At 71.2% G+C, this 15,511-nt stretch carries 6 protein-coding genes and 2 pseudogenes; all 8 read right to left on the reverse strand.

The window, feature by feature from the left end; genetic code table 11:
* Positions 1-6 precede the first annotated feature (6 nt).
* The 8 genes and pseudogenes from Vgi01_RS23845 to Vgi01_RS23875 all read right to left on the reverse strand — a co-directional run bounded on the left by Vgi01_RS23845 (position 7) and on the right by Vgi01_RS23875 (position 15,432).
* On the reverse strand, positions 7-3,270 hold the full coding sequence (locus tag Vgi01_RS23845) for a right-handed parallel beta-helix repeat-containing protein (RefSeq protein WP_204292473.1): 3,264 nt from the start codon (positions 3,268-3,270) through the stop codon (positions 7-9).
* On the reverse strand, positions 3,267-6,050 hold the full coding sequence (locus Vgi01_RS23850; RefSeq protein WP_204292474.1) for a hypothetical protein: 2,784 nt from the start codon (positions 6,048-6,050) through the stop codon (positions 3,267-3,269). The genes Vgi01_RS23845 and Vgi01_RS23850 overlap by 4 nt, the downstream gene beginning before the upstream one ends.
* Positions 6,051-6,056: 6 nt before the next feature.
* Positions 6,057-7,406, reverse strand: a complete 1,350-nt coding sequence (eccB, locus tag Vgi01_RS23855; RefSeq protein ID WP_204292475.1) for a type VII secretion protein EccB — start codon at positions 7,404-7,406, stop codon at positions 6,057-6,059.
* Between the two features lie 6 nt (positions 7,407-7,412).
* The gene (gene eccD / locus Vgi01_RS23860; RefSeq protein ID WP_204292476.1) at positions 7,413-8,816 is read right to left on the reverse strand and encodes a type VII secretion integral membrane protein EccD; all 1,404 of its coding nucleotides are present in this window, start codon (positions 8,814-8,816) and stop codon (positions 7,413-7,415) included.
* 13 nt (positions 8,817-8,829) lie between these two features.
* A pseudogene (gene eccCb, locus Vgi01_RS31490) lies at positions 8,830-10,569 on the reverse strand (type VII secretion protein EccCb); the annotation flags it as partial.
* A gap of 86 nt (positions 10,570-10,655) precedes the next feature.
* Positions 10,656-12,801: pseudogene (eccCa, locus tag Vgi01_RS31495) on the reverse strand (type VII secretion protein EccCa); the annotation flags it as partial.
* On the reverse strand, positions 12,798-13,142 hold the full coding sequence (locus Vgi01_RS23870; RefSeq protein ID WP_204292478.1) for a hypothetical protein: 345 nt from the start codon (positions 13,140-13,142) through the stop codon (positions 12,798-12,800). The pseudogene eccCa and the gene Vgi01_RS23870, both read right to left, overlap by 4 nt.
* Positions 13,143-13,152: 10 nt before the next feature.
* Positions 13,153-15,432, reverse strand: coding sequence for a hypothetical protein (locus Vgi01_RS23875; protein WP_204292479.1), 2,280 nt, complete (start codon positions 15,430-15,432; stop codon positions 13,153-13,155).
* Between the last annotated feature and the right edge of the window lie 79 nt (positions 15,433-15,511).

Here is a 15,511-nt window from a genome sequence, read left to right on the forward strand (position 1 = left end):
TTCTGCTCAGCCGACTGCCGACAGGCCACCGAACGTCGACACCGGGGCGGTTCCGGTGAGGTCGGCGAGGGCCAGCGTCCGCGATGCGGCCGTACGGGTCAGGGCGTGTGAGAACCGGTGGGCCGCGTGGACCGTCTGCTCGGGCAGGTTCGCGGCCAGCTCGACGATGGCGGCCCGCACGTCGTCGGGGACGATGTGCCCGCGACGCAGCAGGTGCCGCACCGCGATCTCGCCGAGCTCCGGTGCGGAGTAGGCCGGTACGGTCCATTCCCGACCGAATGTCTCCGCGATGCCCGGCATCGAGGCACGCAACACGGCCAGCTCGGTGGGCTCGCCGACCAGGACGACGACGGGCCCGCTCGGATCGGCCCGGACCTGCTCGACGAGCGCGCCGAGCACCTCAATGGCCTGATCCTCGCCCGTGACCTCGACGATCAGGACTCCACCGGCCGCCTCCTGCAGCGCCGTGTGAATCAGGTCGTCGGCCTGCCCGGCCCACTGCGGCGCGAGCTGCTCCCGGGTGGACATGCGTACCTGCTGACCGATCGGAACCAGGTTCAGTTCCGACAGGAGCATCGCGTACAGCCGGGCGAACTCGCGTCGCCCGGTGCCGGGCTGTCCGGCGATGACGATGTTTGCGGACCGGCCGTACGCCCGTCGGCGGGCGTGCAGTCCACCCAGTTCCATCACGGTCTGTCCGAGTGCCTCGCGGACGGACGACGCACCGACCAGGGTGGCGACGCGCGCCCAGGTGCGAGAGGCCGCCACGGCTTCGCGCGGGTTGGTGGCCACGTCCGGCTGTGTCGTCTGCTCCACCGGCAGCTCCGCGAGGGATGCCAGCTCCGGCGCGATGTCGGCGGCAGTGAGCCGGTTAAGGTGGGTCTCCGTGGACGGCGGCTCGGCGGCGAGGCGAGAGGCCTGGTTGTTGATCATCGCTTCGAAGAGTTTGCGGGCCACCCGGCCGTTGCCGAACGTCGCGTTCTTCGGGATGCGCGCGAAGTACGTCGTGAGTGCCCGCACCGCGTCGTCGGTCAGCTCGTAGTAGTGCTTCCCGCAGAGGTTCGAGGTGATGGTGACCAGTTCGTCGACGGAATAGTTCGGAAACTCGACGGTGCGCGTGAAGCGGGACGCCAGACCGGGGTTGGAGGCAAGGAACTGCTCCATCAGCTCCGAGTAACCGGCGACGATGACCACCAGTTCGTCCCGATGGTCCTCCATCATCTTCATCAGCGCGTCGATGGCCTCCTGGCCGAAGTCCGGACCGGAGCCGCCGGAGCCGGCCGAGAGGGTGTACGCCTCATCGATGAACAGCACACCCCCGAGGGCCTTGGTGACCAGTTCGGTCGTCTTGATCGCGGTCGATCCGATGTACTGCCCCACCAGATCGGCGCGCGCCGCCTCGACCATGTGCCCCTTCGACAGGATGCCGAGCTCGGCGAGGACCGAGCCGTACAGGCGGGCGACCGTAGTCTTACCGGTGCCCGGTGGCCCGGCGAAGACCAGGTGCCGGCTCATCGGCGGCATCGGCAGACCCCGCTGCTGCCGCACCTGCGCCATCTTCATCAGGTTGATCAGCGCGGTGACCTCTTTCTTGACGTCCCGCAGCCCGATCAGCGCATTGAGTTCCCCCAGTGGACCGCTCAGCTCCTCGGATCCCTGGTCGTCCGGCGGCTGCGCCTCGGTGTCGTGCCGGACGGCCTGATCCGGCACCGGGCCGTCCGGCTGGGCGCCGCTGCTCAGCGACTTCACCGTCAGCTGGGATCCCTCCGCCCGGCGCAGGTCGTCCTTGCCGCTGTTACGGACGACCGATCGCACCAGTGACACCGGCTCGGTGGTCTCCACGTTGAATCCGGTGACGGCGCTGTCGAGGACCTCGCAGTCGGTGAAGTCACCGCGACCACCGCTGGTCAACCGGACACCGTCGCCGCCGGCCCGCCGCACCCGCAGCCGGGTCGCGGTGACCGTGGCCCCCTGCTGCACCAGCAGCGCATCCCGCACCGCCTCGCGGATCTCGGTGTCGGTCACGTCCAACGTGGCGTCGTCCACCCGTAGGCCCGCGCCCGTCAGTACCGCCGACCGCAGGTCCAGGTGGGAGCTGCCGGTAGCGGTCAGCGCGTCCGGACCGGTGGCGGTCACCCGCACGTCGCGCAGCACGGCCCGGGACCCGTCCACCAGCGTCAGCACTGGCGCGGCCACACCATCCAGGACCAGGTCGGCACCGTCGACGCTGGCTCCGTCGCGCACCGCGATGCCGCCCGTCGAATCTGCCCGTAGGCCCCGCAGCGTCACCGCGCTCTCCCCGGCCACGATGGCGACGTGCTCGCTCGTGCCGCGTACCGCCAGGCCGTGCAGGTGCGGGCTGGCGTTCTCGGCGTGTACGCCGACCAGGGTGTCGGTGACGGTGCACTCGGTGAACTCCGGCCGCGCCCGGCCGCCGACGTGGATCGCGGTGTGACCGACACTGCTGAACGTGCAGCGGGCGAAGCGAGGGGCGGCACCGTCGGTGATGTGCGCCGACTGCACCGCGGCGCCACTGAAGGTGGAATCGCTTATCGTCACGTCGATCTCGCCACGGAGGAACAGGTCCACGTTGGCGCTGTCGGTGACGGTCAGGTGCCGGACCTGGGCGACGGCACGTTGCTCGACGACGATCGCCGGTTTGGCCGCGGCGACCACCTCGCACTGCTCCATGACGAGCCGGGCTTCGCCGTTGGCACACACCCCGTTCGCCTTGGCGCCCCGGACCACGCAGCGCCGCAGGGTCAGGGACCCGTGCTCGCTGACCACCACACCGGAGGTACCGACGTCGTGCACCAGGGTGTCCTCGACGGTGCTGGCGCCTGGCGAGATCACCACGATCCCGGCGCCCGACGGGGCTCGGACGTCGCAGCCGCGCAGGGCCAGGGTGCCGTCAATCCGGGCGAGCAGGGCAGTCCACGCCGCGCCGGCGACCCGGCAGTCGTCGAGCGCCACCTCGCCGGCGTAGACGTCCAGGGCGGCCAACTGCGGATCGTCACTGACCAGCGTCACGCCCCGCAACTGGGCGCCTCCGCCGCGTACGACCAGCACGCTGCCCTCTTCGACGTGCACCTCGACCGGGCCGCCCGGACCCGCGCTGATCGTCACCCGCTTGTCGAGCACCAGCGGTTCCGCGTACCGCCCGGGGTGCACGATGATCGTCGCGTCCGGTTCGGCCCGGGCGACGGCGGCACCGATCGTCGCGAAACCGCCCGGCTGTGCCCCACCCACCGTCAGCACCTGTCGGCTCATCGACCCGCACCCTCTCTGTCCAGGCCGGGCAGTACCCGGAAACGGCCACCGGTCGCGGCGGTGATCCGCGCCGGCGACGGCGATTGCGACCAGCGCTCCAGGCTGCGGTGCAGAGCGGTGCCCGCCAGTGTGTCCAGCGACGCACTGTTCTGGTCGACCCGGCCGTTCGCGTCGATCTCGTTGGCGCCGATCTCGCGCAGCATGATCGCTCCGCGTTCGCCGTCGGTGGGCGTCCGCATCTCGAGAATCTTGAAGCTGGTTCCCGGCAGGAACAGCACGCGGTTCTCGTTGCGTTCCGCGCCCTCCGGTTCGAACAGCGTCGTACGCCGGGCCGTCATCGACCAGATCAGCAGGTCGGTGTCGCCCTCCTGGCCTTCGAGCGGCTGGGTCAGCGCATTGACGAATGACCAGTCCGTGACCAGCTTGCGACCGCGGTAGAGCTCCCACTCCCGCTCGTGGGGCGAGATGCGGAACACCGTGGTCCCGCGAAACGACGGAAGCCGCGACAGGCCGGCAACGACGCACCGGGCGAACGGCACGTGCGGACCGGCCGCGCCGGTCCGCAGGGCCGCGTCGACGCGCTCACCGCGACGGGTGAGGTACAACCGCACGGCGACCGAGTCGGCGAGCAGGTCGCCCGGCGAGGTTCCACCGGACTGTAGACCGGGGTGCTCGGAGATGATCCGCGACACCGAGGACGCCATGTGATCGAACTCCCGGCTCAGCGTCCGGCGGAGCCAGGCGCGTTCCTCGTCCAGGGGCCGGGACGGCAGCAGCGCGCCCGCCGATGCGGCCGGGACGGGCTGCACCCGAACGGCGTCGACGGTCGCGCCGGGTGGGGCGGATTCGGATGCCGCTTCGGCTGGCGGTTCCGTCGGCTCGGCCGCCCGTACCGGTGCTGGGGCGGGGATCTCCGCCGTCGTCTCGACGTCGACCGGCAGGACGACGCCGGCCGGCAGTGACGGTGGGGCCACCGCCGGCGCCGGGTCCGCCGCGAGCGGCTCGGCGGCCGGCGCGGGAGGGACGACCACAGCCGGCACAGCCGGTGCGGGCGGCACAGCCGGTGCGGGCGGCACAGCCGGTGCAGCCGGCGCGGGCACGGGAGGCGCTGGTGGCACGGGAGGCACGGGAGGCACGACCAGAGCGGGCGGAGGCGGCACGGGCGGCGCAGGCGGCACCACGCGCGGCACGGGAGGCGGGGGCGGCACGGGAGGCACAGGAGGCACGGGAGGCACGACCACAGCCGGTAGGGGCGACGCTGGCTGATCAACACGACCGATCGGGGCCACGCCTCGGGCATGCTGGGGCTCGGCGACCGGCAAGGATGCCGTGGGCAGGCGCAGCGCAACCGTCCGCTCGGCAGGAGACTCCACCGCAGGCGACTCGACCACCGCCGCCACTGCCGCGACGGCCGACGGCGCCGGCACCTGCAAGGCCGGTGCTGCCGCAACCTCCACCCGGACACTGCTCTCGGTGCCGACCGCAGTGGCGTCGAGGAACGCGCCCGCCCGGCCCGCCGGCTTGTTACCCGGGCTGAGCACCGACGCGGCGACCAGCGTCCCGCCCTGCCGTTCCGGCAGCCGTGCCGCGAGGTCCTCGGCCAGTTCCCGCATCCGGTCGGCGCGCTTGGCCTCCGAGTCGTCGAAGATGAGTGACACACCCTGCGTGTTCAGCGGCGTGGCGCGCACCCGTTCGGAATTGCCCGGCTCATCCACTGCGCGCACCCAGAGCCCCGCCTCGACCACCTCGACCACCGCGTCCGCGGCGTACCAGTAGACGCGGGAGTCGATCTCCTCCGTCCAGCGCAGCGGTGGCCGATGGCTGAGCACCGTCGGACGGTGGGCCCGGGTGTTCTCGTGTGCCCGCGGGGTGTATCCCAGCTCGATGGCGAACGGCGGCCATCCCAGGGTGCCGTCCGGAAGTACCGTGCGGATCTGCCAGTCTCGCGGCGTGCCGACCGGCACGCCGGTGTAGCAGACCACCGCGGCACCGAACAGGTCGGCCAGGGCCTGCCCGAGCGGCTCGCCCTCGGGAAGCCGGACCTCGCCGTACTGCACGAAGCGGGCCCGGGCCCGCACATCCGGATCGAGGTCGCGCCAGAACCGCACCACGTCGTCGAGCGACAGCGGCGGAGTGCCGGGGCAGCCCAGCAGCACCGTCATCGTGTCCGGGTGGCACGGCAGATCGTCGATGAGCTGCTGCCGGTGCCGGTCGACCGTCTCCGGGTGGCGGGTGTCGTGGATCCACACGCCGCCCGGGAGGGGCTCGATCTCGCCGTTGGCGCTCGTCGCCCGGTTGTCGGTGACCGCTCGGTCCCAGGCCGGTGTCGGATAGCGCTTGGCGTCCCAGCTCGGTGGGCGCCCTGGCCGGAAGCGCACCCAGCCACTGTCCCAGCTCGAATGCACCAGAAGCGCGCCGCCGGCGCCTCGTACCAGGTCGCCGTTGGGTGCGATGACGGTACGGTTCAGCCGCTCCGACAGCCACTGCCCGGCCATCGCCGCGGAACTGCGCTGCCGTCCGCAGGCCATCAGGCGGATGCCGCGACGGCGCCGGGGCAGGACGTTCGCCATGGACTCCCAGGAGTCGATGGCAAGACCGTCGCCGAGATCGAGGACGACCACGTCGTTCTCGACGTCCTCGATGATCGACAGGGCGAGCGACTGCGCCTCCGGGCTGATGGCGTCGGGGGCGTGCAGGACCATCGCGTTGCCCACCATGTGCCGTACGATCCGCTCGGAGTCGTCACTGCGGCGGCGGGTGCGCCAGATCGCGGATGCCATGTCGGCCTACCCTTCTACGAGGACGGTGACGGCCTCGCGGCTCAGCGTCGGTCCCGGCCGCAGTGCGGCCAGCAGTTCCTGGGGGAACGGGACCGGTCTCACCTGATCGATCTTCAGCGCCGCCGCTGCCGCCGCATCCTTCAGCCGGAAGGCGACCCCTGCCGAGGAGACGAAAAAGACCGGCGGGTCGCCGTCCCGCGCCGTCGGCACGCCGACCACCGCCATCCCACCGCCGACCGGGCCCCGCACCGTGCCACGACCGGCGTTGTCCATGGGTGCCACAGAACGCGGCATCTCGACCAGCAGGCTGCTCACGGAGTCCGTCGAGACGGGAGCCTGACGCAGGCAGAGAACCTGATCGTCGAGCCGGTGCTCCGCCGCGCCGGCCAGATCGGGCAGCCGGTCGAGCAGCGACCGGTCCGCCGATCGGGGCGCGGTCAGCAGGTCCGCACCGTTCAGGGTGACCGGCTTGGCGCCGCTGCGGACCTCGGCGACCAGGAACTCGGTGTGGCTCATCGTCGCCAGGCCGTCCGCTCGGAGCACGAAGAACTGCTCGCCGCCGGTGCCCGCGCTCTGCCGGAACAGGGTCCCGATGTCGTACGACCGGCCGGCGACAGACGGGCCGGGACGTCCCCTTCCGGGAACCACCGCGGAACCCAGCTCCACACCGGCCGGAATCTGACTGAGCCACGACTCGGGCGCCAGTGCCGCACGGGCCTCGGTCACGCCGAGGGCGACCAGCACAGCGTCGTCCGTCACCCGATGCCGGTACCCCTTGGTGAGCAGATGGATCGTGCCGGACTGGTCGCGTACCACGCTGAGCCGCTCCGGCGGGATCGGCGTGAACAGCGCGCGGGGATCGAGTTCGAGGCCCAGCCTCCGGCCATCCGGGTTGTCGGGCAGGCAGGCCAGCCACGGGCCGTGGACGAACAACTCGGGTGCCGGGACGCTGCGCGGCCCGTCCGGTATGCCGAGCGCCAGGCCACGCGGCACACCGGCGAGCGACGCCCGCGAGACCAGCTTCACCTTCGCGCTGGCGCCCTGCCGGAGCAGCGCCGCCGGCAGGTCGGGCACGGCGTGCAGCAGTCCGTCGGAGTAGACGTAGCGGTTACCGCTCTCCTTCTCCACCAGGATCAGCCCCGGCTGCCGGTACGCCTTGCTGCCCCCGGGAACGATCCAGCCGTAAACCCCGAAGCCGGCCACCACCAGCGTGGCAATGAGGACACCGATGATCAGGCCGGTGAGGGCCCGGCGGCCGGGCACCTCGGCGCCGGCCGGGTCGCCCAGGACCAGGGCCGAGCTGAGCCGGCCCATCATGAACTGGTGGGCGTGGACATGATCTCGCTGGGTCTGCACGTCGCCCTACCCGAACAGCCCGCGGGCCCAGCCGTACAGGCCGAGCACCTGAGCAAGCACCGGCAACACGGCCACTGCGGTGACCACGTCGAAGAACGTGGCCGCGTACTCCCAGAACGGAAGCATCCGCCGCGGCCAGGGACGCATCGCCGCCAGGACAAGTGGCACGAGCAGCCCGACCAGACCCGCCACCAGCAGGTAGCGACCGCCCATCGACAGCGTGCCGGAGAGGTGGGCGATCACCAGCAGACATCCCACGGTACCGGCGGTCACCAACGAGATCCGCTGCCAGAGCCCAAGAAACGACCGGGCCCGCAGCAGCACCGCGGCGGAGAGCACGGCAACCAGCGTCCACCCCGACCAGCCGGGCGTACGCATGGTGAAGGCGAACAGGAACGGCAGCAGCAGCGCCGCCGCGCCGAGTCCGGCGACCAGGTAGGTGTTCGCATCGGCGGTACGCGACCGCACCAGTTCGGGGTCTTCCGGCTCGATGTCGAACTGCATGTCCGCGCCGGTCTTGGGTAGCTGCGGCCCGCGCAGCCGGGCGAACTTCACCGCGCCGCGGGGTGCCAGCACGACCATGCCGAAGAGCACTACGGCGGCGACCGCCGCGACTCGCGGGGCGGTCATCCCGGCGAGCGAGCGCGACAGCAGGATCACCGCGACCACCGCGGCGCAGACGCCGGCCAACAGCAGCGGCGTGAATGGCAGTCGCGGCGTGACCGTTCGCTGGCTGACCAGCAGGATGCCGGTCACCGCGACGATCGCGGCGGCGGCGGCGAGCCCGGCCGGTGCGGTGAAGGCGACGCCCTGCGGGTCGCCGTCAAGGGCACTGGACGCGGCCACCGCGGCGAAGAACGCTGACCCGCACCCGAACAGCAGTCCGAAGGCGCCGTCGGTCAGCCGACGACCGGCCACCAGCGCCGCCGCCAGCAGCGCCGCGGCGAACGTGCCGGCGGACACGGTCTGCGACAGCACCGGGCCACGGTCGACGATCACCAGCGCGACGGCGACCATCGCCACCGCCGAGAGCACCAGGAACAGCACCCGCCGGTACTCCGGCTGCCAGCGGTCCGACCGGCGGTTGACCACCGTCGCCACACCCTCGGCCAGGTCGTCGAAGTCCAGTTCGGGCAGGGGGTCCTCGGCCCGGCGCAGGTGGATTTCCTCGCCGTTGAGCCACTCCAGGGTCTCCGGGGTGCCGCTGAGTTCGAACGGCGCTTCACCCAACCGCTGGAGCACCCAACCGCTGCTGCTGGCAGCGTTTTGCTGGTGCGCCGGCACGGCATGACTGACCAGAACGGGCAGCAGACCGGCGACCGCGGTGGTCACCGGAACCGCCAGGTCGACCCGGCGTTGGGGTCCGACCACGGTGACACGACACTTGTCGGCCTGCACAGCGGCGTTCATCCGCGTCGTCCTCTCATCTGTCCGCCTTCCCGAGCGCGTTTCCGGTCTGGATCAACCGCACACCTCGGCGGGTGACCAGCTGTGCGCGTCCGGCCGGCAGGCGTCGCGGTGCCGCCTCGCCGAGAAACCTGCCCTCCTCCTTGGGGTAGGAGAACAACGTCGCAGGGGTGCCGAGCTCCCACATGCGGCGGATGACCGGATCCGCCATCGCCCGCATCGCGCCGGACGTGCTCCGGGCCACGATCACGTGCAGGCCGACGTAGACCCCCTGCGCCAGCAGCGGCAACAACGGATCCAAGGTGGAGCCGACGCCGGTGCCACGGGTCAACAGGTCGTAGTCGTCGACGACCACGAACAACTCGGGACCCTCCCACCAGTCCCGGCGGCGCATCCGATCGGACGAGATGTCTGCGCCGGGCAACCGGCGGTTGATCGAGACCGACGCCTTGCTCGCCAGCTCGAACAGCCCGTCGCCGGTGAAGCTGGATCCGACCTGGTAGCTCTGGCCGATCGCGGTGTCCAGGTCGCGGCGCGAGTCACCGAGCACCACCTTGGCCTGCTCGGGGGTGTAGCGCCGCCCAATCGCACGCAGGATCAGGCGCAGCAGGTTCGTCTTGCCGGTCTCGTTGTCGCCGAAGATCAGCAGGTGCGGAGTGACCATGAAGTCGTGCCACACCGGAGCCAGGCGTTGTTCGTCGAGACCCAGGCACACCTGCAGTTCGGGCCTCGGGTCGGGCAGCTCGGTCGCGAGCAGGTGGGTGGGCAGCAGGCGCACCGGCGGGGCAGCCGGGCCGTTCCAGAAGGTGCCGGCTTCCTCGGTGACCGACTTCGTGGCCTCGGCCAGGTCGTCGGTTGCGGCGTGGCCGTCGATCCGGGGCAGCGCGCCGAGGAAGTGCAGTCCGGCCGGGGTGAGACCGCGACCGGGCTGGTTCGGCACCGTCGCCGCCTTGCGGGACCCGAACTCCGACTCCATCGAGTCGGCCAGCCGCAGTTCGAGCTTCGTGCCCAGCAGGTCGCGCAGCCAGGTGCGTAGCTCCGACCATCGGGTGGTGGTCACGATGACATGCACCCCGAACGACAGACCTCGGGAGGCGATCTCCTGGAACTTGCTCTCCAGGTCGGGAAAGTCCTGCTTCATCGTGTACCAGCCATCGACGACCAGAAAAACGTGGCCGTACGGGTCCTGGAGCTCGCCCCGCCCCCGAGCCGCCAGGTACGACGTCATGGAGTCCAGCCCACGCTCGGTGAACTCGACCTCGCGCCGCTCCATGACCTGGCTGATCTCCTCCAGCGTACGCACCACCCGGTCCCGCTCCAGCCGGGTGGCGATCGATCCGACGTGTGGCAGCCCGGCGACCGAGGTGAGGCCACCGCCACCGAAGTCGAGACCGTAGAACTGCACCTCAACCGGGGTGTTCGTCAACGCCAGCGCCAGCATCAGCGTCCGCAGCAGAGTTGATTTGCCGCTCTGTGGGGCACCGGCGATGCCGACGTGGCCATCCGCTGCGGACAGGTCCACGACGAGCAGCTCCCGAAGCTGGTCCTGCGGCTTGTCCACCACCCCGACCGGCACCCGGAGGCGTGCACGCATAGAGAGGTCGTCGACGGACATGCCGAAGACCGGATGGGGTACGACGCTGGGCAGCAGCGAGTCGAGCGTCGACGCCGTCGACAGCGGCGGAAGCCAGATCTGCCGGGCCGGCGGGCCTGCTCCGGCGAGCCGTTTCAGCAGTACCTCGACCAGGCTGGGAGCGCCCGCGTCAATCGGTACGTCCGCCGTGGCCTGCGCAACCTCGTCCGGTTCCGCGCGTTGCGCCGGTGCGGGCAGCGGGAGGTACCGGGTGGTGAACGGCACCACTTCGGCGGCCACGACCTGGACATCCTGTTCCGCTTCCCGGGCCGCCCCGGTGCCGGTGTACGGACCGGAGACGTAGGCCGACTTGAAGCGCACGAGATTGGTGGTGTCCACCTTGAGGTAGCCGTTGCCCGGCTCGGGCGGCAGCTCGTACGCCGCCCCGACACCGATCACCGCGCGCGACTCCATCGAGGAGAAGGTGCGCAGTGCCAGCCGGTACGACAGGTGTCCCTCGACGCGGTTGATCCGTCCCTCGTCGAGGCGTTGCGAGGCGAGTAGCAGATGGACGCCGAGGCTGCGGCCCAGTCGGCCGATGGAGACGAACAGGTCCATGAACTCTGCCTTGCTCGACAGCAGTTCGGAGAACTCGTCGACGACGATGAGCAGGGTCGGGAAGGGCACGAGGTGGGCACCGGATGCCCGTGCCTTCTCGTAGTCGAACAGTGAGGCGTACCCGCTTGCCCGCAGCATCTCCTGGCGCCGGGTCATCTCGCCGTTGAGCGCAGCCTGCATCCGGTCGACGAGGGGAAGTTCGTCCGCGAGGTTCGTGATGACGGCGGAGGTGTGCGGCAGGTTCTCCATGCCGATGAAGGTGGCGCCGCCCTTGAAGTCCACCAGCACCAGGTTGAGGATCTCCGAGGAGTGCGTCGCGGCGAGCGCGACCACCAGCGTACGCAGCAACTCGCTCTTGCCCGACCCGGTGGCGCCGATGAGCAGGCCGTGCGGCCCCATGCCGCCCTGCGCCGACTCCTTGAGGTCAAGCTCGATCACCTCGCCGTCCTCGGTGACACCGATCGGCACCTGCAGCCGGTTGCGTTGCGGCTGGCGGGCCCGCCACAGCGCGGCGACGTCGAAGGTGTTCGCATCCCGGATGCCGAGCAGCGTGGTCAACTCGAAGCTGTTCTCCAACGGTTCGTCGACGATGTCGAGGGTGCCGCTGGTCCGCTTCGGGGCGATGATCCGGGCGAGCGTGTCCGCCTGCGCCTCGGACAGTTCGTCGCGCACCGCCGTACCGCTGACCTCCCCGGCCGGGTAGCGCACCTCCGCGCCGTCCACAGTCAGTCGCAGCACCTTCGGCCCGCCCGGCATGGTCCCGGTGAGGTCGAGCAGGACGACGTTGCGCAGTCCGGTGCCGAGCAGCCGCGAGCTGTCCGGCAAATCGGCGAGGTGGGCGACGATCACCACGAACGGCTCCGTCGACGAGGGACGTGCTGTCCGGTCGTGGTCGCCACGGTCGGTGACCTCCGCGCCGAGCAGATCCATCAGGGCGTCGTGGTCGCCGGCGAAGAGCCGGACCGGACCGGCCGCGTCGGTCTCGGCGGAATGCTCGTTGTGCGGCAGCCACTTGACCCACTCCCATGGGCCGCGGTGCACCTCGGCGGCCAGGACCGCGACGCGCAACTCGTCCGGGGCGTGCAGCGTGACCATCTGGGCCACCATGGCACGAGCCAGGGCGACCGCCGGTCCAACCTCGCCCTCGTACTCAATGCTGGTGAAACTGCGCAGATTCACCGAGATCGGGATACCGGACACCGTCCGATACGCCTCGGCGAACCGGCGCAGCGCGATCGACGACAGCGGCTCCAGGTCCTCGACCGGTTTGGTGGTCGGCGGCGTGAAGGCGCGCATCACGTTTTGCCGGCCGAGCCCGATCCGTACCCGGGCGAAGTCGTCGTGGGCCGGCCGCCGCTCCCACAGCCGACTACTCATCGCGATCGACCAGAGCCAGGCCGGTTCCGGGTTGTCCCAGAGCACATGCTTGCGCTGCTCGTCGGCGGCGGCTCGCGCCTCCTTACGTAGCTGGGCGATGTAGCGCAGGAAGTCGCGCCGCTCGCCGAGCATCTTGCGTTTGCGCTCGGCCGCGCCCCGGCCCACCTGCACCACGCCCATCAGGAGCATGCCGGCGGCCATCGCGCCGCCCATGACGTACATGATCGGGGCGCGGGTGTAGAGGCCGAACATCGCCATCATCGCCCCCATGCCCAGGCCCATGGGCACGACCATCGCGAAGGCCCGGAAGTCCAGCGGCGCCTCCTCCGCCATCAGCGGAGGCTCCTGCAGGTACACCTCGCCCTCGGGCGCTTCGGGTCCGGCGGCACGCGGCGGCCGTTTGACGGTGACCGTGCTCATCCGAGCGTTCCCGCGTACGTCGGCCCGTCACCCCAGGCCGTGGTGTCCTGGCGCAGCAGGCCCACCGCGTACCGGTCATTACGGAACCGCTGCACCGCGGCGGTGTCGTCCTCGTCATCGCGTTGTTTCTTGTCCTTCTGTGCTTCCCCGGCCTCGGCCTTCTGCCGCTCGCGCTCCTCGTCCCACTGCCGCTTGCGTTCGCGCATCTCCAGGAAGATGTCGTCCACGGTGCGGTCCGGTCCGCCGCAGTACGACATCTCGTCCGCATCGGAAGCGGGAGCGGGAGCGGGAGCAGGTCGTTGCGGGGACCGTCGCCAGACCCGCAGGGGCGTCCCTGCCATGCCATCGCGGTCAGACATCGCTACGTTTCCCCTCGCTCGCAGCGTCGTCGGTGTCGTCGGCCAACAGCCAGCTTCCGTCGGTGTCGTCCCAGGCCGCCGTCTCCGGCTCGACATCGTCGAGGCGGAGCAGCGGCACCACGTCGTCGGGCGGTATCTCCAGGCCGCTCTGGCCCCAGGTATCAGCCCTCTCGACCAGCAGAGCGGCGGCGTCAGGGCGCACGGCCACCGGGTTCTCCGGCTGGCCGGCGGCCCGGACGGGTGGTGGCAACCCCACCGCTTGGTCCCGCTCCGGCTCGTCGACCGGGGCCACGACGCCGAGAGTGACGCCCGGCCGAATCGGGACGACCGGCTCCATCTGGAGCGGGACGGGACCTTCGGTCGTTTCCGGCTCCGCCGTGGGTGCCTCGCTCGCCGCAGCGGCCGGCCTCCACTGGGCATCGTCCGCTGTGAGCGGGCGCGACGCGGCCGGATCCTTCGCGGTGCGACCACCACCGGGGGAATCCGGACCTGCGATTCCCGGCAGGCCGGGCATCATCGGCGCTACGGCGGGAGCTGCCGGCATCTCGGCAGGGCCGGTCACGACGGTGTCCAGGCCGAGGTTGCTTCCCGCCGCGGCGCCGGTCGGCGCGGCCGGTCCGTCCACGGTGTCGACGCCGGGTGTCCAGTCGGCCGCGTCACCCTCGACCAGACCGGCGGCATCCGGCCGATCCGGTACGCCGGTGCCGCCGCCACCGGGCGACCCGGCGGCGCCAGGACTGCCCGGCATCATCGGTGTGCCGCCTGGCCCTGCGGCGCCTGTTGACGGCGGGCCGGCATGCAGGCCGGCGCCACCGGGCGGGGTGACCGTACCGACATCCGGCGGAAGCCCGGCCGGGTTGTCTCCGGGCATCCACGCCTGCGCATCACCCTCGAGCAGGCCGCTTGCGTCCGGGCGGTCCGGGACGCCGGATCCGCCGCCGGGACTACCCGGCGTGCCGGGTGGCGCACTCGGCGGGAGACCGCCCGGGGTGCCGTTCGACGTCCCGGGTGATCCGGGAACGCTGACGCCCGTGCTCGGCAAGGCCGGGGGGCGTACCGGCAGAGCCGGCGGCGCAGACGGTGGAGCAACGCCGGCACCACCGCCCACTCCTGAGCCGGCCCCCGGTCGTGCAGGATTCAGCCCGTTCACCCCGCCAGCTGGCGGCGTCGGGTTTCGCGGGATCAGCGACGCCGGCGGAGGCAACGGAGCCAGCGGAGCTTGCAGGGCCGGCGGGGGCAACAGGGCCGGCGGGGGCAGCGGGGTCGACGGGGGCAGCGGGGTCGACGGGACCGGCGGAGGCACCGAGGCCCCCGGGGGCAACGGAGCTGACGGAGGCAACGGAGCTGACGGAGGCAACGGAGCCGGCAGGGCCGGCGGCGGCATCGGAGCCGGCGGGGGCATCGGAGCCGGCGGCGGGATGTTCGGCATGTTGCCCGCGTTGCCTCGCAAGCTACCGCTATCGGGCGGGCGGGGGCCACCACCACCGCCTGCCGCAAGGTTCGGTGGTGGTACAGCCGGCCGGTCGGGCGGCGGAATCCGAGGAGTCTCGGGTCGTGGCGGTGGCTGCGGACCGCCGCCAGGATTCCGCAGGTTCTCATTGCGCTCGGGGAGCAGAACCGATCCGTCCGTGATCCGGTAGTGGCCTGCCAGAACGTCGATTTCGTTGGCCATCGCCTCGGCCATAGGAAACTCGTACGGCGACCCGGTGATCGACACCAGGCCGTCGCCGCCGACGGCGTTACCGGCCGCTCGGGCGATCGCGGCGTACTGCCTGTCCCAGTGCGCAACCGCGTACTGGGCGTACTGGAGGGCGTTGCCGGCGTTGTACAGCTGCTCGTGGATGGGCAACCGGCCGGAGCCGGGAAGGCCCGCGATCCGCTCGGCCTGAGCATCGAGGTAGTCAGCCAGGTACTCCATCTGGCTGAGGAACACCTCGGCGGCCGGGCCCTGCCAGGGCTTGTCCTCGCCGGCAATCGCCTGCGCTTGGGCCCGGACAAACCTCGCCAGCTCGTCGAACGTGCGATAGGCCTGCTCCACCGCCCCGCCGGCGTCCATCACGGACTGCGCATTGACCAGAGTCGCCGCGTGTGCTCTGGCTGCATCGGTGCCCAGTGCGGAGCCGCCGTTGACGGCGGCCCGAAGCAGCCGCCATCCCCCGCTCAACCGTGCCCATTTCCAATAGTCCTCCTCGTCAGCGGTGTTCACCGTCAGCGGCGGAAAGGTGGCGCCCGGATGGGCGTCGTGGGTCCACTGATCCTTGTCGACCGACATGACAAACCTCGCGTTCGGCGAAGGAGCGCTTACCGGGCACGAGCGGTCAGTCGCCGCCGGAGCCCCTCTAACGTGCGGG

The sequence above is a fragment of the Micromonospora gifhornensis genome, assembly GCF_016863515.1.
Lineage (GTDB): Bacteria > Actinomycetota > Actinomycetes > Mycobacteriales > Micromonosporaceae > Micromonospora > Micromonospora gifhornensis.

Bases quoted from the DNA above. Each gene is read 5' to 3' on its own strand.
- Vgi01_RS23845 (WP_204292473.1), bottom strand. From the start codon at position 3,270: ATGAGCCGACAGGTGCTGACGGTGGGTGGGGCACAGCCGGGCGGTTTC.
- Vgi01_RS23850 (WP_204292474.1), bottom strand. From the start codon at position 6,050: ATGGCATCCGCGATCTGGCGCACCCGCCGCCGCAGTGACGACTCCGAG.
- eccD (WP_204292476.1), bottom strand. From the start codon at position 8,816: ATGAACGCCGCTGTGCAGGCCGACAAGTGTCGTGTCACCGTGGTCGGA.
- Vgi01_RS23870 (WP_204292478.1), bottom strand. From the start codon at position 13,142: ATGGCAGGGACGCCCCTGCGGGTCTGGCGACGGTCCCCGCAACGACCT.
- Vgi01_RS23875 (WP_204292479.1), bottom strand. From the start codon at position 15,432: ATGTCGGTCGACAAGGATCAGTGGACCCACGACGCCCATCCGGGCGCC.